The following is an 18,444-nucleotide window of genomic DNA, read 5'->3' as shown; positions in this document are numbered from 1 at the left end:
TCATAAAATTTACTCGATGGTTACGCGTATAATGTTGCTAACCTGGGTATTATCAAACCGGTCGAAATAGCCTATCAGCAATAACGCCCGTTTGCCATCGGTCGATTTGGTTTCAATAATATCGTATAAAGAACCCGAGAAAGGCCCGGTGCTATTATAGCCAGGAGCAAGTTCACCTTTGGCATTTAATACCATGAAACCGTTACGGGTAACATTATTATACTTTTTGAAGCTGCCGCTAACTACAATTAATCCATCGTTAAGCTGCCGCGCGAAACCAGGGTAGCCCCCTTCAAAAGTTTTTGCCGCAAAAGTTTGATCGAGTGTGCCATCGAGGTTAACCAGCGCCATACTGATGGCAGGTTTGCCGTCATAGTTCCTGAATATACCGGTGATGAGGTATTTTTTGGTTACCGGGTTGTAGGTTAATGATGAGATACTGTTATCGGTACCTGTACCTGTTTTAAACGAATCATCGATAGTGCCTGCAGCGGTTAAGCGCACCAGGCGGCCGGCAGTTTTTTGATCAAACGTGGTAAAGCTTCCAAACAGCACCAGCTTTTCCAGCTGATCGGCATCGGTATGCATATACGAATCGATGGGGCCGTTTGCCGACGGCAGGCCTTTATTGGTTGCTACGTTAAAGCGGTATGTTTTATCAAGCGAACCGTCAGGATTAAAACGGGCCACCTGCCTAATCTCCGTACTATCCAGGATCACCGTATCGCGCGTAAAATCACGATTATGCTCGGTATAAACCCGCTTTACATAGTACCTGAAACTGCCGGTTGCCAGTATTTTGTTTTGATGCTTGTATATTTTTGAGATGTACTCATTGGCACCACCGTTAAACTTCGGAAAGTATTTGGTGGTATCTGTTTGCGACGGTCGTCTATAGGTTTTTACACCCATGGTATCAATGCTGCCATCAACATTTAAAGTGGTGATGTTGCTGATGTTTTCGGTACGCTGGTTATAACCGCTAAAGCCACCTGCAATAACATATTTTCCACCAAGTTCAATAACCCTTGATAGTTCACCATTAGCAGCCTTGCCCGTACGGAATGTACGATCGAACTCGCCATCGGCCGATGTTCTGACAATACGGTTAAGCGGTGTAATAATACCCTTGTTGTCATAATTGGTAAACCAGCCAAGCACCAGGTTACGGCCGTCAGCAAGCGGATAAACCTGGTGTACGCCTCCGTTTGCTCCGGCCGTAGCCCTGAAAGAAGGATCGATATTAATTAATCCTGTTACCTTAAACAGCGGCCCTAATACCAATTGGTCATCAATCGCTATCGAGGTAATACCGGTGCTGCCAAACGGCGGCACCTTCACTTTAATGGTTGATGCTGTTACTTCGGTAACCTGGCCGGGTTCGCCGTTAAACATGAATTTTATTTTGTCCTTATAAGCCATTAGGCCGGTGGCTTTAAATGTCACTTCGGTACCTACTGCGCCAACTGATGGTACAGGTACCGCGTCGCGGTTAAGGTTAACGCCTAATGGTGGCTTCCCGTCCCCGTAAGGGTCGGAGTAAACTGTTTTATCCTTTTTACATGCCCCCATACCAAGCGCAAGCAGGATAAGCATGATGATGTAGCTAAGTCTTCTCATATTTCAATTAATTGCCATTGAAAAAATATTGTTGATCATGTTTAATCGGAATGGTGAAGCCCCGCAAAGTAAATCTCCTGGTAAAAGTCGTCCTGGCTAAAACCAAAGTAAGCCTCATTATATTGCAGGGTATGCACCACCCCGTTTTGGGGCTTGATATCCGACGAGGATACCTTATTCCGAAAAACCGCGTTCTGCGCGTTGTTGATGTCGTAGATATAACTGATCATCAATGTACGCGGACCGATATATTTAATGTTATTGGCATCGGCATAAAGCACGCCGATGTTCACTACATCGCCGCTGTAGGCATAGTAAAGGGCCCCCGGGTACTGGTTTTGCAGGTCGATATCAATTTGCGGGTAATCTTTAAGCCGGTTAACGCCCTTAAACATGTAGCGTTGCAGGTACTTTTTCCATATGGCCGAATCGATATCCGAAAGCTTTTTCACCGTATCGCGCCCTGCATCAAACAAAAATTTATTTAATGAGCCCCTTGTTTTGTTGTTGCCGATGGTTCTTTTAATAACGTCATCGTCTGGTGCGAAAAAGGTAAAATCAGTTTTACGGAATGTGTCTTCCATACCGGCCAGTTTTACAATCTGGGCAATGGTATCAAAGGGCACGGGCTTGTCCTGTAAATATTGCAGCATATCGCCCGGATAGTCGGCTGTGGCTTTGCCCCCGTCTTTATAGTACTCATCGCGTTTACAGCCGGTAAGCACCAGTAAAAGCCCGGCCAACGCCATAATGATATTTTTCATATTGCTTTTCATTTCTTTTTTAGGATTGGTTAATTACCCCCGTTTACCCAGTACATGTTTAACGACATAAAAGGGTTATAAACAAGCGCGTTACTGTTAATAGGCCATGTCCAGGCGCCCCGGTTAAACTTATCCAGCGTTAACACATTGTAGCTCCATTGGCTGCTCATAATCCTCCGGGTGCGCACCAGGTCAAAATAATGGTGCCCTTCGCCCATCAATTCCCTCGATCTTTCCAGGAATATAAAGTCTTTAAGATCCTGCCCGCCGCCGCCTGCATAGCGCGATGCCTCGGCCCTGTCCCTTACCTTGTTCACCAGGGCGATGGCCTGGTCGTCCTGCCCAAGTTCGGCCAGCGCTTCCGCACAGAGTAGTATTTCACCGGCATACCTGAAAATCATGAAGGTATTGTCAGGGTTGGCATCTTCCTCGCCGGTTGCAAACGCGTTTTGAGCAAACTTCAGCATCATGAATTTTCCGTTGTCGGCATAGATGTCTGAATTAAACCAGGTAGTGGCACGTTTATCGGATGTTCCTGGATATAGTTTTTGCATATACTCGGCCCTGAAATAGGCAAAGCTGATGCGGTGCGTATATTCCGGACGTTTATAGGGGTAATGCAAAAACATATCGCCAATAGGGGCTACATTGGTATTTTGATCGCCATAGTTTATACTGCGGTAAAACTCAAACAAACTCTCGTCCGAGCGTCCTTTGATAACCGTAGCCCATTCGGCTATAGGTAGCAACCTGTAGGCGTTGCTTTTAATCAGTTCCTGCCCGTAATCAGCGGTTTCCTGGTAGTATTTATTTGCGTTAGGTTTATCAAAGCCGGCATTCCACATGTTCATGTTCATGATCAGCGCTATTGCGCTGCCCCGGCTCGCCCTCACACCTTTTAAGGCAGGATCGGAATAGGTCCACGGTAAACCATCTTTATATTTTTTAAGATCGGCTATGCATTTGTTTAAAACCGATACCATGTTTTCGCGCGGTAAGGCTGTTGAGTGGAAAGCATCGGTAAAATAAGGTACATCACCATAAAGCCTCACCATAAAGAAGTAGGCAAGGTTTCTTATAAATGCTGCTTCGCCTTCAAATTGCTTCTTTTCAGTTTCTGATACGCCCGGTACCCCCGTTTCAAGTTTCGAGATAAGGATGTTGGCGCTTTGAATTACCTGGTAGTAGCCGGTCCAGTCGGTAATACGATCAAAGTTGTAGTAATTCCAGGGCTGGTTACCCGCCAGAAGCCTGATCAGGTCGTTCCGGCCTAACACTTCTACATATGCTCGCGATGGTCCGTTATCTGACTGAGGCTCGGATAGTACCTCACCCGAACGGTATTCGCCCGTGGCGCCAATAAAATGCGTTTCGTTGATCTTGCCAAAAAACGCTCTTGACATATCATAAATATTGGCCACCACATCCTCTCTCGACTGGTAAAAGTTATTACCTGTTAATTTATCGATGGGTTGTACATTCAGAAACTTTTTACAGGATGGTAAACACAAGCTTGCCGCCGCCGCTAAAATGTATATCACACTTTTTTTCATGATCTTGAGTTTTATTTACTTGTATTGAGTTCGATATTTAAGCCTAAATTATAGGTACGTGGTACCGGGTAGCCGCTTGATATATCCCGGCCCAGGGAAGTCACGTTCTCGGGGTTAGGGCCGTTATATCCTGAAAATGTGATCAGGTTATTGGTTGAAAAATAAAGCCTAACGTTATTGAACCCGAACCGCCGCACAAACTTCCTGTCGAACATATAAGACAGCGTAACCGTGTTGATTTTGAGGTATGAACCTTCTTCCTGCCACAAGCTCTGATCGGAACGGAGCGGCTGGATTTGGTTAAACCTCGAAAACGCGTAAGGGTTAGGGTATTTGGATTGATCGCCCGGTTTTCGCCATATATCCAGGTCATCCAGCGGAACCGCAGCCAGCAGGGCATACGGATCGCGCATGATGGATAACCTGTCGGATAAGGCGTTATTCAATATCGTTCTCTTGGCCGTATAGGTGGCGTAGATATTCAACCCAAAGTTTTTATAGTTGATATTGGTAGACATACCGCCGGTAATTAAAGGCTGCGAGTTGCCGGTTATTTCATAATCGCGGTCGTCAAGGATATAGTCGCCGTTAACATCTTTAAACCTCGGGTCGCCGCCTTTAAAAGCCAGGCCGCCGGTTTGATATTTCTTACCGGTAACAGGGTCAACAGGTACATCGCCATCGGTTGAATAAACGCCCTGGTTTGTTAGCAGATAGTTTGATAAGGTGTTTTTACCCACCCTGAAAACGATGTGCTGGCGGTTGTTATAATCGAATTTGATATATTGTCCATTATATTCGGCAGGTAATCTCAGTAAGTAATCGCGGTTAATAGCGCCGTTAAATGATACCGTCCAGTTAAAATCTTTGGCAGTTAGCGGCCTTACGGTTACCATCAGTTCGTACCCGTAGTCGGCAATGGATACGTCGTTGCTTGATTTTTTCTGAAAGCCTGTGCTGTTAGCCAAAAACCTGTCGAACAATAAATTGTCAACTTTTTTGTAATAGGTATCAAACGTGAGGTCAACTTTACCCTGCAAAATCGTCATATCAAACCCAAGGTTATATTGGGTGGTAGTGATTGGCTTTAAAGCCGGGTTAGGAATAAATTCATAGTTAATACCGATGGTTGGATTATTGTTGAAATTGCCATTCAGGTTGTATAAACCATAAATACTTTGTAAGGTACCGGTTGGCTCAATGTTTTGGCCCCAGGATAACCTTAAGCCGCCTGAGGTAAGCCAGTCCCAGTTTTTAAACCAGTTTTCCTTGTAGTAATTCCATCTGAAACCTGCTGCAGGGTTTTTTGAATAAGGATTTTCCAAACCGTTTGAGGATGTACCATCCAGGCGGTAGGATAGCTCCAATACATACTTCTTTTTATAATCGTAGTTAAAGGAACCCGCAAATGATGCGATAGTGGCGTTTCGGTAGTTGGATAATACACCACCACCACGTGAATTGTAAGAGTCGGAACCTACAGGGCCCTGCAACTGATCGTTAGGGATCCGGGTTTGCCTGATGATACCGCTTTGGCCGCCTTTTTTATAGATCTCATTAAAGGTATTAATGAAGATAGTGTGATCGGCGCCAAATGTTTGGGCGTATGTAATGGCGTTACGGTTGTATAAAGTATAATTACGACCGGCATAATCATAAATTTGCGCAAACTGGGCATTGGCGGCGGCTGGCGTAAACGTCGATTCCGCATCCGATGTATAATCATAACTGATGCTGGAGGATAATGCCAGGCCCTTGATAAATTCATAGCGCCCATCCACATTGGTGCGGATATTCCTAGTGCTGTTGCTGTTCTGTGTTTGCAGCGCCGAGGTAACACCATCGGGCGACAAATAAAAGGACGGCGGTGGCAACAGGGTTGATGCCTGGCCGTTGGCGGCCACGCCTTGCTGCAGTAAGCCAACACCGTTACCTTTTGCCTGGCTGCCTAATGAACCGAATAATGAGCCGAAGAACCTGAATTTATCATTCGGTTTAAATTCCATATTCATGTTCAGGTTATACCTGTCGAAACCGGTGTTTTTGATTACCCCTTTTTCTGAATAAAAGCCCATGTTGGCTTTATAGTTAAAGCGGTCGTTACCACCATCAAGGGCAACGTTGTGGCTTTGGTTATGGGTTGTGCCGTAAAAAATGGATTGCCAGTTGGTTGAGTTATTCCAATACGCATTTAAGCTATCGGCCAGGAAACCGGTTTGGCCCAACCTTCGCAGCTCATCAATAATGGTAGCGTTGGATAAGATTTGCTGGATTTTTGCCTGGCGCTCAGCATTACCACCTATGGTTGCACGCAGTTGCGGGGTTGCGTTAACAAAGAAGTTGCCGGTATACCGCACTCTTGGCACTTTTGAGTTTCCGCGTTTGGTGGTGATGATAATTACACCGTAGGCGCCCCTCGAGCCGTACATAGAAGTAGCCTGGGCATCCTTCATTACCTGGATGCTCTGGATGTCCTCTACCGGGATCAATGATAGCGGGCTTACACCCGGCCCCTGGGTTTGGAAACCAAATTCGGCGGCTTTGTCGGCATCCAACGGCACACCATCAATAATGTAGAGGGGAGAGGTGGGTTGCAAAAATGACTCGCTGCCGCTGCCCGATACGCTCAGTGTTGATAGGCCACGCACCTGTACCGAACCCCTGAAACCGGGGGCTCCTGTATTGTTTTGAACGTTCAAACCAGCTACTTTACCTTGTAGCAGGTTTTCAACGTTTGATGTCGGTACATCCTGAATATCCTTGGCTGTTATGGTAACGGAAGCACCCGGAGATGATTCCTTATTCCTGTTTTGGTAGGCTACAATAATTACCTCATTAAGGCCCTTTTTATCTTCGGTTAGTGTTACCGTGATGTTTTTCTGTCCCGGCTCAATTTTTACTTTTTCTGAAATGAAACCGATAAAGGTAAAAGTAAGTGTGCTGTTAACGGGTACGCTAACGGTAAACTTTCCTTTATAGTCGGTTTGCGTTAAGCCTTTGTTCCCGAGGTAAATATTTACGCCGGGCAAAATCTTGTTGCCGGCTTTTTCAACCACTGTGCCCGTTACCGTTATGTTTTGTGCCTGTGCATGAAGCCCTGTACAAAACAGGCTTATGCAAACGGCAAGCACTATATAAAATAGTATGTGTTTTTTCATCGTGATAAGTTTTAATTCGCCTATTCGTCCTCAAACTTTGGATTGTCTTTCAAAAAGTGGAATACGATTTCCCAATCGCCCTTTTTATATATAGCGAAATCTATCCCGAAGCTTGCCACCACCCGTGTGCCGCCAAAGCCAATGCGTGAATATTTAAATTCGGCATGGTCCCTGGTTCCTCCCGGCGTGTAAACCGTCTGGATCTCTACCAGGGGGATAGGGTAGGCTACATCGTATTGCACATAGGTTGCGGTTTTTTGCATGTTAAACCCATGTACTATTTTATCCCAGGTTGTTTCGTTAAATAAAGCAGGGTTTATTGCTACCGAATCTTTATTCAGGAATTTAAACCTCAACGAATTGCCGGTGCCGCCGGTAAACGGCCGGATATAAACCACTACATCCTTTTTATCATCGTTACTTTGTAGCGGGATATCAGTTTGCTGCCCTATCACGCCATTTAAAAACGGCCTGATATAGTTACGGCTGGCCGGGTTATAAGGTGTTTTAGGGTGTGGTGCCGGCCCTCCCGAGTAAATGTTAAAATCATCCGACGGCTCATAAGGGCGCTCGCGAAACGGGCGCACCTGTAAATCGCGAATCACGGTGCTGCCGCCTGTATTAGTTATTTTTACATCAAAAAACCGTGTATCCTGCGGGAAATTGGTGCTATCGGCCGACCGCGGCGTGATCAGCGCGTTGGTAGATGAGCCCCACATAATGAACTCGCCAGATGAACGTACTTCAAACAGCGGGTGTTCTTCCAGCTTGCGTTTGGCCTCAATCTCGGCAAGGCTTTTTTCGAAGCCGTTGTAGGGGGCTGTCCATACATAAGTAGGTTTTTTTTGAAACAGGTCTGTAACCGGGCGGCCATCACCAAAGCGGGCGTTAATGATCTCAAACTTTAGGGGCTGGGTTGAATTATCGCCGTTAAAACCACCCATTAAAGTGGTGCGCCCTAAAATCGGCTCAAATATTTTATTGCTGTAGTTTACGTTGTTGCTCAGGTAATCCTTTTCATCCGGAATTCCGTACATCTTTTTACAACTACTCAGCGCGGCTGCAGCAAACAGCAGGGCTATCGATCCCGTTTTTATAAATGCTCGCATCTCTTTTCGTTTTTTTATCGCGTTAATATTTTGCTCTGCCATACTTATTTCACTTTGTTGATGGTCCACTCCGCGAGTTGGAAAAGGCCTCCGTCGCGCAGTTCGGTAATATCTATCCGGTAAAATTTATAAGCCGTGGTGTTGGCGCACCTGAACACCTTGGTTTGGTACCGTTCCTCGAAGAAGAAATTACTCCGGCGGTCTAACTCCGTCCAGTTCTTGCCATCATTAGATCCTTCGTAGGTCCAGGCCCGGGGATCGCGTTCGGGCGCATCGTTGGCGGATGTAAGTGTGTACACGCCCGATACGGCAGGTTCATTTAACTCAAACTGTATCCACAACCTTCCGTTCAGGTCAGTCAGGAATTTGGTATGGTCGTCACCGTCAATTACTTTTTTAGAGCCTTCGCCATTATCAGGGCCGCCGTTGTTATCCCGCAAAACGGTAAGCTTACCACCTATCAGCGTCATGAGGTTTGGTGGTGGCGGAACAAAAGTTAAGCGCGATACAAATTCATCAAAACCAAAAATATGATCGGGGCTAACCACATGTACAATGCCGTTTTTGGTGGTGATGTTATTAGAGCCGGTTGTAGTGGTAGCCCAGTTTCTTACAAACTTGCTCCGTTTGGTATTGCTAAATTCAATTACATCCGGTCCGCCGCCGGTAAGCCCTGAGGCCGAAATCTTGGCAACCTTGCCATGCATAGGGTACCCAAAACGTACACTCGGGAGATCAATCCCGTCCTGCAGCAGCAATGAATCGGTTGTGCGTTTGCCCCTGATGATGTAATAAGAAACCATGGTATCCAGCTGTACGCCATCAACGTTGGCCAAAAACAGCGGGTCTTTATCGCCTTGCCTCCTTAAGGTATTCAGGTTGTTAATTGCCAGCTGAAAACTCGGATTGGTAACCGCAAACAGGGTAACATTACTATCCATAAGGGTTTTTTGCAGGCCCATTCTGTTTACTACAGCCAGTAATGAATCAAATACACCCGGTTTGCTTTTCAGATATTCGTAGGTGTTGCCTGCAAATTTTGAGTTGGTGTCTGCAGCGTTATGATAACCGCCATCCTTTGTGCAGGCAGCTTGCAGCAGCACTGCAGCAAACACCGGCATTAAAGCACTCCTATATTTTATCAACTTTTTCATATCTGGTCAGTTTATTTCCAAAATGGATTTTGAGTTAACAGGTTATTTTGCGCGATGAGCCTGCGCGATATTGGCCAGTATATCCCCTGCAAATTGATGAGTTTGAGAAAGGCAGGGTTGTTTTGTTTGATCTTGTTGTACCGAACCAGGTCGTACCAGCGGTGCCCTTCCCCCATCAGTTCGCGATGGCGCTCTTTAAATATCAGGTCAATAATGTCCTGGTTGCTATCGAAGGTAAGATCTGTTATACCGCGCCTGATCATGATAGACGATACCTCATTATAAGCGCCGTTCAAATCTCCTAAAACAGCCAGCGCCTCGGCGCGCAGTAACACGATATCCTCTATCCTGGTAAAGATGAGCGCGCTGGTAAAGTACCTGAAGCTGGGATCGGAAACGCCCCCCTGAATTACCTTTATTTTGCTGAAAATGGGGTATTTGCCGTTAATGTTGGTGAAGTACCTTTCGCTGCGTGGCTGGCCGAGCGTATCGATACTGAAGCGCTCATCTTTGGGCATATCGAATATTTTAAGGATAGTATCCTTAGGCATGTAGATGTCAGGCACCTTTTTATTTACTACAGGTTCGGCCAGGGTTAACTCTTCCAGGTGACCGGCTACCGATCCTTCAACATGGCCCCAATCCGAGTTAAAGCCAAACATCTGGCTGGTGTTCTTATTTAAAAAGAAGCCGTTTGATTTGGTAAGGTCTTCCGTACTTTGAAAGCTGATGCCGCTTTTACCATAGTTGTCTTCCACAAATTTGGTATAGGTGGCTACTTCGGTATAGTTTCCCTGCCATGCTGCCAAATGAGCTAAAACAGCGTAAGCTGTGTTTTTAGTGGCTAAGGCGCCACCCCAGCGGGTGGAGTTTTCGTTATAATAATTACCGGGTTGCTGAACATCGTTATTACTGTAGCTGAAGGGCAGATCGGCCGCGGCTTTGAGCATTTCCTGCTGTGCCCATATCAATATTTTGCCGCTGCTTTCCCGGGGCTGGTTTTCAAATTTACCATCGTGCGAGGCGGTGATAAATGGTACGTCTCCCCAGATCCTTACAATGTAGAAATAGGTAAACGCCCGCAGGAAACGTGCCTGGGCAACATCTACAATCATATTATTTTCGGTATACCGCTTATCGGCCGCTTTTACATCGCCCACGCGTTCAAGAAAAATGTTGGCAGCGTTAATGATGGCGTAAAACCTTGTCCAGTCGGATAATGCATCTACCGTGGGATAGGATGCGTTGAGCTGGTTGCCCGAAATCGCTTTCAGGTCCTGCCGGTTGGGGCTGATAAATTCGCCGGTGCGTACATCGCCATAAAGCCAGTGTCCATCGTTATCAGATAAGGCGGCACGGGTAAGCGCATATACGCCCAATATGCCGGCACGTGCATCTTCAAGCTTATTCCACATGTTTTTTTCGCCCACAACCCTTGTCGAGTCGATATCCAGCGTTTTATTGCAGCCGGTTATGGCTGCAGTAAGCGCCATCAGGACGATACATAATGTCTTTTTCATTTTTACAACATGATTTTGGTGATCGTTCTTCATATCATAATTCCATTTTTACCCCAAGGGTGTATGTTCTTGGTATTGGCAGGCCGTAACCTGTATCGTAGCCATCATAGCTTACCAGTTCGGGATCCTGGCCGGTGTATGGGGTTATGGTAAACAGGTTGTTTGCCGTGGCGTATACATAAAACCTGGTTAGCTTTATTTTTTTTGCCCGCATGGCTTTGGTAAGGTCATAGCCGATAGAAACGGTTCTTAATTTCAGAAATGAAGCGTTTTCAAGAAAAAGGTCCTGGTCAACACGGTAGGGGATAACCGTGCTCCACGGGTTATACAAAGGATATTTGTTATAGTCGCCGCGTTTTTCCCAGAAGGTGATCTCTTTAACTGAATTTACATCGCTGTTACCTTCGCGGTTAATAAAATCAAAGCGGTTGGCCATTTCCTGATGTATCAGGTCTCGGCCCAGGTTAAAGTAAAGGTTGATGTTTAAATTCCAGTTACCATACCTGAAGTTATTGTCGTATCCGCCTGAAAGCGTTGGTAACGAATGGCCTTTTAAAACCTTATCATTATTATCGATTACATGATCACCGTTAATATCGCGCCACTTTGGGTCACCGGCATGCAGGGCAATACCATTGTATTTAAGCGGCTGCCCGTTTACAACAGGTACTTCGCTTTCTGATTTATAAATGCCATCATTGATCAGTAACCAATACTGATCAACCGGGCTGCCAACTTTCAACAGCCTGTTATTAACAATAATCTGGTTTAAGCCCCTTGGCAAGGCCTTTAGCTTATTGCTGTTATGGTTAAGGTTTAAGGATGATGTCCAGCCAAAATTGGTATTACGGACGATATCCGCGGATATTGAAACATCTATACCGGTATTGTTTACAGCCATACCACTTTCAATGGATTGTTTATAGCCGTACTCGGCAAAAGCCGGAATGCCAATCAACAGGTTTTTTTCCTGTTTCAGGTACCAATCAACCGATAGGTGCAGGCGGTTATTAAGTAAACCGGCGTCGGTACCGATATTTAACTGGTTTGAGTATGACCATGGGATGCCATATCCCACCCAACCGGTAGCGTAGGGTCGGGTAAGCACACCGAAGGCATTGTACCCCGGCACCGTTAAATTGCCGGTATAGCCAACAGATGCAGTGTATTGCGGCCCCTGGGCATAGTTATCAAAAGCGTTAAGCCTGCCTAACCTGCCTGCGCTGGCCCTTAAAATCAAATCGTTTATGATTGTGCTGTTATCTAATAACTCCTTTTTAATACTCCAGGCGGCTGATAACACCGGCGAATAAAACCACCTGCTGGTTGGCTGGGCATTTGATGAGCCATCGGCACGAACCGTTGCCGAGATAAAATATTTCTCTTTGAAGGAGTAATCTGTTTTGGCATAAAACGAAACCAGGTTATGCCTGATCTTATCTAAAAACCGGAAGGTTAACTCGCGCGGAAAAGCGGTAGGGTTAAGGTAATTAGGGTTGTCCGATCCGTCGGGATTTTTGGGGTTTGAGTCCAGCAGGTCTATCTTGATATAATCGTTTACACCCTTGTAGGCATAGGCGTTGCTATATTTATAAGTATCCCACTGGGTTGATTGTCCGAGTTCGAAATGAAAATCATTTACCTTGTTTACGGTCAGGTCGTAGCTGGCCTTATTGTCGGCCATGATGCGCTGGCTGTATCCAAAATAGTTAGACGCGTAACTGTTGCCCTGCAAAAGGGTGCGTGCGTAAAACACATCGCGGTAGCCTTCATTGTAATCTACGTTAAAGGTGGTGGTAAATTTAAATTTCCCCAGGTCGAGGCCTATTTTGGCATAGCCATCAACAATGTTTATTTTGTTGTTATCAAAGCCTTTTTTGTATTGCGCCAGGTAATCGGCGTAAAAATCCTTGTTGGGCGGCAGCGGTGCGCTCAGGTCGGGGAAGTAATTGATCTGGGCAAACCTGTCGCGCAGGTATTTATTCCGTTGCCGGTCCATGCGGTTGGCGTTCACCATTGCCGAAAACAGCAACCATCTAATGGGTTTCATGTTGATATTGAACATGGCGCTGTAACGGTTTAGCACGGTTCCATCCGCAACGCCGTTGTTTTTCAGATCGCCCAGCGAAAAACGGAAGTTGGCACGATCAGTCCCTCCCGAAATACCAAAGTTTATACCGTAAACAACGGCGTTGCGGTAGTAAAGGTCGCTCCAGTCCGATTTTCCGCTGTAAACATTATTTAGTGAATCGCTGAGGTATATGGGGTAATTTTCATCATCCGAATACCTGCCATTGGTGGTATAAAGATCATAAAAGCGCTGCCTGAACGCGTTTTCATACCTGCCGTTTATAGTGGTTACATGGGGGCGCTGCGCCAAACCTATATAGGAATCAAAAGTGATTTTTTTGGCGGAGACCGGGGTTTTTGAAGTTAAAACGATAACGCCATTAACTGCCCGCGGCCCGTAAACCGCCGTGGCCGAGAGGTCTTTCAATACCTCAACCGAGGCGATATTATTCATATCAATGGCAGCAAACGGGTTGGTAGCCGTTCCCAGCCTGTTATAATCATACAGCTGTATATCGTACGCAAACGGGTGTTCGGTTACCAGGGGAATGCCATCCAGCACAACCAGCGGCTGTGACTGGTATACGTCCCGCTGAGAAAGGAGCGGCATGGGCGCGCCCCGCATAAACATATTTTGAACGGTGCCTGGTTCGCCGGAAGGTTCCTGGATATAAAGCCCCGCGAACTGTCCCTTTAAAAGTTGCTGCAGGGATACAGCCGGAAACTTTGATAATTCCCAGGGCTTTTTGGTAACGCTGCCAGATAGTTTATTATACAGGTTACGCCTGATAATAATATTCATACTATCTTTTAATAAGGTATCTTTAGCTGTTGTATCCCGGTAGTTACAGGAGGATTTACCAAAGAAAGCAGTATGTTTTATTTTGCTTTTTTTACCCTCATAAACCTTTGCAAAGCCTTTAAGTGCATTGGTGGTTATCGCTGCCAAAACCACAAAGCACAGCCATAAGTATCGCATCATGAATGGATCTTTTAGTTTGTGAAATAATTTTTTTTGATTTTACGCGCAGGTATTGATGGGCCTGCAAAACGGATTTTCAGGTAACGCGCGCTTTACATTAAGCAGAATGTAGTTTTCTTTTCATAGTGTTGATTTACAGGAAAAAAGAACACGAAGCTATAGCTAATCCGCAGTGATTTTCTATGACAGCAGGGCATGATTATGCACCCCCGGGTAGCCACAAAAAATGACTATACCGGGTGTTCTTTTCACCTTTGGTGATTAGGTTAATTAATAAAACGCTTGATGCGCCTGAAATTTCTAAAAGAGATTTCTCACGGCGCAATCTTGTCAGATAGTCTGTTTCTGAAAGACGAGGTACAGGTAAATCAGGTTTTTCATGTCGGTGATATTGGTTGTATATATTAAAATTACGTAATCTCGAAACAAGTACGTCGGGCAGCTTAAACGGTTTAGTAAGAGCTTATTTTTATAACTGGTTTTAACAAATATAATTAACAAAAACGTTTTACCAAGTGGTATGTAAAAAATATTAAATTTTTACTAAATTAAATAACAACAACCGATAGCTGTTAACAAAATGATAATAAAAGCATTAGATGGTAGAATTTTTGGCAAAAAAGCTGCGGTTCCTGTATGGTGAAATCCTTAATTTTAGTTAAGATAATGTGCTGTTAAGAGTAAGATGGTGTCGTAAAATGTAAGAATTACATTTTTAATTAAAATACCTCGATTTTTGCTTTAAGTTGATGCGCTGTTAAGCTCTCGTTATTTTACTGTTGCGAAACGTTGGGTTGCGGGCTAACTTAAACAGGGTTAAGTTGTTATCTGGAGTATACAATCCGATATTGCGCTGAAATGAAGCCTTGACATACGTTAAAGTCGGCAACAAAAATGATGTGTATATTGTACCCGACAGCGTAAACCGACAAAACGCGCTTAGATAGTAAATTGGTTGGCGCAAATACTAAAACATACCTATGAAACCGGAAAGATATGATTTTGATGCGGTGATAGTAGGCTCGGGGCCAAACGGCCTTGCGGCAGCCATATTGTTGCAGCAGCAGGGGCTTACGGTTTTATTGCTGGAAGGCAAGGATAAGATAGGGGGCGGCCTGCGAACCGAAGAGCTTACCCTGCCCGGCTTTAAGCACGATATTTGTTCGGCCATTCACCCGCTGGCAGTGGGGGCGCCATTTTTTGAAACGCTGCCACTGGAGCAATTCGGTTTGGAATATATTTACCCGGATTTTGCCGCGGCACATCCTTTTGATAACGGCAACGCTGCCGTCCTCAAAAAATCGGTCACTGAAACTGCCGCTCTCCTGGGAACAGATCGCGATGCCTACATTAAATTAATGGCGCACCTGGTAAAAACGTGGCCGGGTTTGGCAGCAGATGTGTTAGGCCCGCTTACTTTTCCGAAACACCCGCTTGATCTGGCTGCATTTGGTTTAGATGCCCTTACCTCGTCAACGCACCTGGCCAAACGTTTTAAAACCGAAGAAGCCAAAGGCCTGTTGGCCGGAATGGCCGCGCACAGCATACAGCCGCTAACCAATTTAACAACATCTGCCATTGCCCTGGTGTTGATGGCCAGCGGGCATTTAAAAGGCTGGCCTGTACCCAGGGGCGGTTCGGTGAAAATTGCGGAGGCACTGGCGGCATATTTTGTATCGATAGGCGGTAAAATAGAGACTAATACTTACATCTCCTCTTTTAATCAACTGCCATCGGCAAAGGCCATGCTGTTTGATATCACCCCGAAACAATTACTTCAAATTGCCGGGCATAAGTTTTCATCGTTATACAGGTGGCAGTTAGAAAGGTACCGTTATGGGATGGGTGTTTTTAAGGTTGACTGGGCGCTTGACGAAGCTATTCCTTTCAAAGCGGAAGCGGCGAGGCAGGCCGGCACAGTTCACCTTGGAGGCACCTTAAGTGAAATAGCTTTGGGCGAGCAGCAGATCTGGAATGGCCTGCACCCCGAAAAGCCTTTTGTACTGGTGGCGCAGCAAAGTGTTTTTGATAGCAGCAGGGCGCCTGAAGGTAAACATACAGGCTGGGCTTACTGCCACGTACCCAATGGATCAGGTAAGGACATGACCGAGATCATCGAAAAACAAATAGAGCGTTTTGCGCCGGGTTTCCGCGAACGCATCATCGGCAGGCATACTTTTAATACCCGGCAACTGGAAGATTATAACCCCAATTATATCGGGGGGGATATTAACGGCGGCGTTATTGATATCGGCCAGTTGTTTACCCGCCCGGTATTGCGGCGTTCACCTTACCGTACATCGGCAAAAGGAATTTATATCTGCTCGTCGTCAACACCGCCGGGGGGCGGGGTGCATGGCATGTGCGGTTATCATTCGGCCAAAAGGGCATTGAAAGACGTTTTTAACATTAAAATCAGATCGTAACAATATCAAGCTATGCTAAACACCACTACCAAATACTACGTTGGTGCGCTATAGCTTAAAATAGCGATATGTATTTACCGCGGTTAAGGCAACCGCTATAGTTCAATTGCAGGCGGTGTTTTGTAGATACCTGTTTCTTCTCTTTTGTTCTATAGGGGCTAATCGCTAATTGTTTTTGTGTTAAAACTATTACAATTCGAATCTTGTTACTTGCTGTAATTATCTGGAGTTTTGCTAATCATTTAACATTAATTGCCGCGTTATTTAACAAATGAACGACTTTACCGGGCTGACTGAGGATGATTTGTTGGTGTTGCTGCAGCAGGATAAGCTTAGCGCGTTTAAAGAGATATACCGGCGTTATTGGAAAAAGTTGTATGGCGATGCCTATAAACGGTTGAAAAATAAAGAGTTGTGCGAGGAGGTTGTTCAGGAAATATTTTCAAACCTTTGGCATAAACGGCACACACTGCAAGTGAATACTACCATTGCCGGTTACCTGCACCTGGCTGTTTTAAACCAGGTGGTTGACCAGTACCGCAAGCAAACCATCCGCGCAAAACATACTGAAGCCTTTAAATTATTAAGCACCGAAGCCGATAACGGTACAGAAGATGCCATTATACTTCGTGATCTGACCCAAACGCTCGAAACCGAAATTAGTCACCTGCCCGATAAATGCCGTTCGGTTTTTGAACTGAGCCGGAAACAATATAAGAGCAATAAGGAGATAGCCCAATTACTCGGTATATCTGAAAAAACGGTTGAAAACCAGATCACTAAAGCCATCAAAAGGCTAAGGATGAGTTTAAGCCACCACCTGCTCCTAATACTGGCTGCCTTGTTGCCTAAATTTTTTTAAAAAATATCGTGTAGGTGTAGGGGGTACGCCATTCCGCATACGTCATCACATTCATAAACCGGATTATATTCTTTTTCATGAAAGAACCTGTACGCATTGATCTGCTTGAGAAATACATTAAAGGCGATTGCACCGAAGTTGAGATAGCATTGGTTAAACAATGGTACCTCAGTTTTGAGCAGGAGGATGATCATGTGTCGGCCCTTTCAACTGCCGATGAAAAAGGACTGGAAGAGCGTATTTATTTCAATATCATCAGCAAACTTGATCTGGCAAATCAGCAGGCCCCTGCCCAAATGCAAACCAAAGTTGCGCCAATCCGCAGGTGGTACACCATAGCCGCGGCTGCTGTTGTGGTTATCGCGCTATCAGTTTTGGCGCTGATCTCCACAAAAAACACAACTCCACAGCAACTGGCAGTTTCGCCGGCGGGTGATGTACACCTGTTTAAGGTAACCAACAGCACACCCCATATTTATAAAGTTACCCTGCCCGATAGCAGTGTGGTTTGGCTGCACCCTTCGGCAAAAATCAGTTACCCCGATGTGTTCGCGTCAAACTCCCGCCAGGTTACCATATCGGGCGAGTGTTTTTTTGAGGTGACCAAAAACCCCCAACGACCTTTCATCATCAGCAGCAGATCAATAGTTACCAAGGTTTGGGGTACCAGCTTTTTGGTAAGGGATAATGAGCACGGTAATATGGCCGACGTATCGGTACTTACTGGTAAAGTTTCTGTAAGTGTTAAGCCGGCAGGTAAAAACAGTGCGATATCTACCCGGCTTGCCGAAGGCGAGGTGATGGTTTATCCGCATCAAAAAGCGGTTTACTTAAGCGATAAGCACTCTTTAACATCGCAACAGGTTGAAACAACATCCGCTGTTAAGCAATATCGCCGTGTAAATCTCGTGTTTGAAAATAAACCTTTACGCGATATTATCCCCGTGCTCGATTCCGCTTTTAACGTAAATATCCGGATCAGTAATGAAAAGCTCAGCCATTATATCCTTAACGCCGATTTTGAAGGCTTTAACCTGCCGGATGTGCTTGACGCAATCAGGAAATCGCTTAATGTTGATTATACAATTGTAAACAACCATATAGAACTTAAATAACCAACTACACTAACCTTTCAAAAATTATAAGATGTATAAAAAACAACCAACTTAAAGAAGTACCAACCCGAAAATGATCTGCATAAAAAAACTTAGAAGTGTTGCGAGCAC

Annotated in this window: 11 protein-coding genes; 3 read left to right on the top strand and 8 right to left on the bottom strand. The window is 45.3% G+C overall.

What is annotated here, in order from left to right; genetic code table 11:
- Window positions 1-9: 9 nt before the first annotated feature.
- The 8 genes from LX99_RS04515 to LX99_RS04480 all read right to left on the bottom strand — a co-directional run bounded on the left by LX99_RS04515 (window position 10) and on the right by LX99_RS04480 (window position 13,930).
- Entirely contained in the window at window positions 10-1,596 is a 1,587-nt protein-coding gene (locus tag LX99_RS04515) for a DUF5008 domain-containing protein (RefSeq protein WP_170122627.1), read from the bottom strand.
- Window positions 1,597-1,661: 65 nt separating this feature from the next.
- Window positions 1,662-2,396 (bottom strand): fasciclin domain-containing protein, encoded by a 735-nt coding sequence (locus LX99_RS04510; RefSeq protein WP_109606747.1) that lies wholly within the window; start codon window positions 2,394-2,396, stop codon window positions 1,662-1,664.
- Between the two features lie 17 nt (window positions 2,397-2,413).
- Complete coding sequence (locus LX99_RS04505) at window positions 2,414-3,937, bottom strand: RagB/SusD family nutrient uptake outer membrane protein (RefSeq protein ID WP_109606745.1); 1,524 nt, start codon at window positions 3,935-3,937, stop codon at window positions 2,414-2,416.
- 11 nt (window positions 3,938-3,948) lie between these two features.
- Window positions 3,949-7,095 (bottom strand): SusC/RagA family TonB-linked outer membrane protein, encoded by a 3,147-nt coding sequence (locus tag LX99_RS04500; protein WP_109606743.1) that lies wholly within the window; start codon window positions 7,093-7,095, stop codon window positions 3,949-3,951.
- A gap of 20 nt (window positions 7,096-7,115) precedes the next feature.
- Complete coding sequence (locus LX99_RS04495) at window positions 7,116-8,204, bottom strand: DUF5007 domain-containing protein (RefSeq protein ID WP_109606960.1); 1,089 nt, start codon at window positions 8,202-8,204, stop codon at window positions 7,116-7,118.
- Between the two features lie 44 nt (window positions 8,205-8,248).
- Window positions 8,249-9,358 (bottom strand): discoidin domain-containing protein, encoded by a 1,110-nt coding sequence (locus tag LX99_RS04490; protein ID WP_109606741.1) that lies wholly within the window; start codon window positions 9,356-9,358, stop codon window positions 8,249-8,251.
- 11 nt (window positions 9,359-9,369) lie between these two features.
- On the bottom strand, window positions 9,370-10,878 hold the full coding sequence (locus LX99_RS04485; protein WP_109606959.1) for a RagB/SusD family nutrient uptake outer membrane protein: 1,509 nt from the start codon (window positions 10,876-10,878) through the stop codon (window positions 9,370-9,372).
- Window positions 10,879-10,912: 34 nt separating this feature from the next.
- Window positions 10,913-13,930, bottom strand: coding sequence for a SusC/RagA family TonB-linked outer membrane protein (locus LX99_RS04480; protein WP_245927840.1), 3,018 nt, complete (start codon window positions 13,928-13,930; stop codon window positions 10,913-10,915).
- Between the two features lie 980 nt (window positions 13,931-14,910).
- On the opposite strand from LX99_RS04480, the gene LX99_RS04475 reads away from it, so the two are divergent.
- From LX99_RS04475 to LX99_RS04465, 3 genes are all read left to right on the top strand, one after another.
- The gene (locus LX99_RS04475; RefSeq protein WP_109606739.1) at window positions 14,911-16,356 is read left to right on the top strand and encodes a phytoene desaturase family protein; all 1,446 of its coding nucleotides are present in this window, start codon (window positions 14,911-14,913) and stop codon (window positions 16,354-16,356) included.
- Between the two features lie 271 nt (window positions 16,357-16,627).
- Window positions 16,628-17,218 carry an RNA polymerase sigma-70 factor gene (locus LX99_RS04470; protein ID WP_022834131.1) on the top strand — a complete coding sequence of 197 codons (591 nt, stop codon included), beginning with the start codon at window positions 16,628-16,630 and terminating at the stop codon, window positions 17,216-17,218.
- 77 nt (window positions 17,219-17,295) lie between these two features.
- Window positions 17,296-18,333: a FecR family protein gene (locus LX99_RS04465; protein WP_109606737.1), complete on the top strand. Its 1,038-nt coding sequence runs from the start codon at window positions 17,296-17,298 to the stop codon at window positions 18,331-18,333.
- The last annotated feature ends 111 nt before the right edge of the window (window positions 18,334-18,444 follow it).

The sequence above is a fragment of the Mucilaginibacter oryzae genome, assembly GCF_003148845.1.
Classification (GTDB): domain Bacteria; phylum Bacteroidota; class Bacteroidia; order Sphingobacteriales; family Sphingobacteriaceae; genus Mucilaginibacter; species Mucilaginibacter oryzae.
Note: the sequence above shows the minus strand (reverse complement) of the source record. Positions and strands in the feature narration are given on the sequence as shown.

Excerpts from the sequence above, each read along its gene's own strand:
- LX99_RS04495 (WP_109606960.1), bottom strand. The coding sequence starts at position 8,204 with ATGCGAGCATTTATAAAAACGGGATCGATAGCCCTGCTGTTTGCTGCA.
- LX99_RS04465 (WP_109606737.1), top strand. The coding sequence starts at position 17,296 with ATGAAAGAACCTGTACGCATTGATCTGCTTGAGAAATACATTAAAGGC.
- LX99_RS04515 (WP_170122627.1), bottom strand. The coding sequence starts at position 1,596 with ATGCTTATCCTGCTTGCGCTTGGTATGGGGGCATGTAAAAAGGATAAA.
- LX99_RS04510 (WP_109606747.1), bottom strand. The coding sequence starts at position 2,396 with ATGAAAAGCAATATGAAAAATATCATTATGGCGTTGGCCGGGCTTTTA.
- LX99_RS04485 (WP_109606959.1), bottom strand. The coding sequence starts at position 10,878 with ATGAAAAAGACATTATGTATCGTCCTGATGGCGCTTACTGCAGCCATA.
- LX99_RS04475 (WP_109606739.1), top strand. The coding sequence starts at position 14,911 with ATGAAACCGGAAAGATATGATTTTGATGCGGTGATAGTAGGCTCGGGG.
- LX99_RS04505 (WP_109606745.1), bottom strand. The coding sequence starts at position 3,937 with ATGAAAAAAAGTGTGATATACATTTTAGCGGCGGCGGCAAGCTTGTGT.
- LX99_RS04500 (WP_109606743.1), bottom strand. The coding sequence starts at position 7,095 with ATGAAAAAACACATACTATTTTATATAGTGCTTGCCGTTTGCATAAGC.
- LX99_RS04480 (WP_245927840.1), bottom strand. The coding sequence starts at position 13,930 with ATGATGCGATACTTATGGCTGTGCTTTGTGGTTTTGGCAGCGATAACC.
- LX99_RS04490 (WP_109606741.1), bottom strand. The coding sequence starts at position 9,358 with ATGAAAAAGTTGATAAAATATAGGAGTGCTTTAATGCCGGTGTTTGCT.
- LX99_RS04470 (WP_022834131.1), top strand. The coding sequence starts at position 16,628 with ATGAACGACTTTACCGGGCTGACTGAGGATGATTTGTTGGTGTTGCTG.